Annotated in this window: 2 protein-coding genes and 2 pseudogenes; all 4 read right to left on the reverse strand. The window is 61.0% G+C overall.

Annotated elements, in window-relative coordinates; genetic code table 11:
* A partial coding sequence (locus ACIF4X_RS29100) for a 2Fe-2S iron-sulfur cluster-binding protein (RefSeq protein WP_397484680.1) occupies window positions 1-210 on the reverse strand: 210 nt, incomplete at its 3' end.
* A gap of 129 nt (window positions 211-339) precedes the next feature.
* A pseudogene (gene nuoF / locus ACIF4X_RS29105) lies at window positions 340-1,694 on the reverse strand (NADH-quinone oxidoreductase subunit NuoF).
* Window positions 1,691-2,188, reverse strand: coding sequence for an NADH-quinone oxidoreductase subunit NuoE (nuoE, locus tag ACIF4X_RS29110; RefSeq protein ID WP_007920186.1), 498 nt, complete (start codon window positions 2,186-2,188; stop codon window positions 1,691-1,693). Before nuoE ends, nuoF begins: the two are co-directional and overlap by 4 nt.
* 2 nt (window positions 2,189-2,190) lie before the next feature.
* Window positions 2,191-2,452 (reverse strand): annotated as a pseudogene (locus ACIF4X_RS29115) (NADH-quinone oxidoreductase subunit C/D); the annotation flags it as partial.

The raw sequence follows: 2,452 nt of genomic DNA on the forward strand, positions 1-2,452 counted from the left end.
CATGCAGGACATGACGATGCGACCACGGGTGTCGTTCTCGTCGGTGTACTGCTTGACCGCGCACTGGCGGCAAGCCCCGACGCTACCGAGCGCGGGGTGCCAGCAGAAATATGGAATGTCGAGGCCCAGCGACAGACATGCCTGTAACAGGTTGTCTGCCCCGTCGACTTCGAGCGCTTTGCCATCTACGTGGATAGTGGCATGGTTCAAAGGTCTTCGTTGGCCCGGTGTCAGCGGGCGTGGCTAATGGAATCTTGTTATCCGTCCGAATCCAGTCAGCCCCGAAAGGCGTCATCGGACGAAAGGCGAAGGGCACGGACCCTTCGCCTTTTTAAGCGTTTACGCGCCGATTACGATCGGCCTTGCCAGAGGCGGGACGGCGGCGCTGATTGGCGCGATACCGGCTTCGAACTCTGGACGGAAGTATTTGATGGCACTGCCCAACGGCTCCACGGCACCCGGTGCGTGAGCACAGAAGGTCTTGCCCGGGCCGAGGAAGTTGACCAGACCCAGCAGGGTCTCGATGTCGCCTGGCTGACCGCGGCCTTGTTCGATGGCCATCAAGAGCTTGACGCTCCATGGCAAACCATCGCGGCACGGGGTGCAGAAACCGCACGACTCGCGAGCGAAGAACTGCTCCATGTTGCGCAGCAACGAGACCATGTTGACGCTGTCGTCCACCGCCATGGCCAGGCCGGTACCCATACGGGTGCCCACTTTGGCGATGCCGCCGGCGTACATTTGCGCGTCGAGGTGCTCAGGCAGGAGGAAACCGGTACCGGCGCCACCTGGCTGCCAGGCCTTGAGTTTGAAACCGTCGCGCATGCCGCCAGCGTAGTCTTCGAACAACTCGCGACCGGTGACGCCGAATGGCAGCTCCCACAGGCCCGGGTTTTTGACCTTGCCGGAGAAGCCCATGAGCTTGGTGCCCATGTCTTCGCTGCCTTCACGCGCCAACGATTTGTACCAGTCAACGCCGTCGGCAATGATCGCCGGCACGTTGCACAGGGTTTCCACGTTGTTCACGCAAGTCGGTTTGCCCCACACGCCGACGGCGGCAGGAAAGGGCGGCTTGGAGCGCGGGTTGGCGCGGCGGCCTTCGAGGGAGTTGATCAGTGCGGTTTCTTCACCGCAGATATAACGCCCGGCGCCGGTGTGGACGAACAGCTCGAAATCGAAGCCGCTGCCGAGAATGTTCTTGCCCAGCAGGCCAGCAGCCTTGGCTTCTTCCACGGCACGGTTGAGGTGCTTGGCGGCGGTGGTGTATTCGCCACGCAGGAAGATGTAGCCACGGTAGGTTTTCAGTGCGCGAGCACTGATCAGCATGCCTTCGATCAGCAGATGGGCAGTTGCTCCATCAGCATGCGGTCTTTCCAGGTGTTCGGCTCCATCTCATCCGCGTTGCACAGCAGGTAGCGGATGTTGATGGATTCGTCTTTGGGCATCAGGCCCCACTTCACGCCAGTGGGGAAGCCTGCACCGCCGCGACCTTTCAAGCCGGCGTCTTTCACGGTCTGGACGATGGCGTCCTGATCCATGTCTGCGAAGGCTTTGCGCGCAGCGGCGTAACCGTTCTTGGCCTGGTACTCGTCGAGCCACACGGCTTCGCCGTCGTCACGCAGACGCCAGGTCAGCGGGTGAGTCTCGGCCGAACGCTGAATGCGGTTGGCAGGACCGAAAGATGTCAGGGTCATACGTAGCCCTCGAGCAGTTTGGCGACGCCAGCAGGCTGCACATCACCAAAGGTGTCGTCGTCGATCATCAGCGCCGGTGCCTTGTCGCAGTTGCCGAGGCAGCAGACCGGCAGCAGGGTGAAACGACCGTCGGTGGTGGTCTGACCCAGGCCGATGCCCAGATTGTTCTGGATTTCGCTGACCACCGACTCGTGGCCGCCGATGTAGCAGACCATGCTGTCGCAGACGCGAATGATGTGACGGCCAACCGGCTGACGGAAAATCTGGCTATAGAACGTCGCCACACCTTCAACGTCGCTGGCCGGGATGCCGAGGATTTCGCCGATCGCGTACAAGGCGCCATCCGGCACCCAGCCGCGTTCTTTCTGAACGATCTTCAGGGCTTCGATCGACGCCGCGCGCGGGTCTTCGTAGTGATGCAGCTCGTGCTCGATGGCCGAGCGCTCGGTTTCACTGAGGGTGAAACGGTCTGTCTGGATAAGCGTGCTGTTCATGCTTAGCGGTCCACGTCGGCCATAACGAAATCGATACTACCCAGGTACGCAATCATGTCCGCGACCATGCTGCCTTTGATCACCGAAGGGATCTGTTGCAGATGCGGGAAGCTTGGAGTGCGGATCCGGGTACGGTAGCTCATGGTGCCGCCGTCGCTCGTCAGGTAATAACTGTTGATGCCCTTGGTCGCTTCGATCATCTGGAAGGATTCGTTGGCCGGCATCACCGGGCCCCACGAAACTTGCAGGAAGTCCTGCAAGTTT

The sequence above is a fragment of the Pseudomonas sp. NPDC085632 genome, assembly GCF_044541255.1.
Classification (GTDB): Bacteria; Pseudomonadota; Gammaproteobacteria; order Pseudomonadales; family Pseudomonadaceae; genus Aquipseudomonas.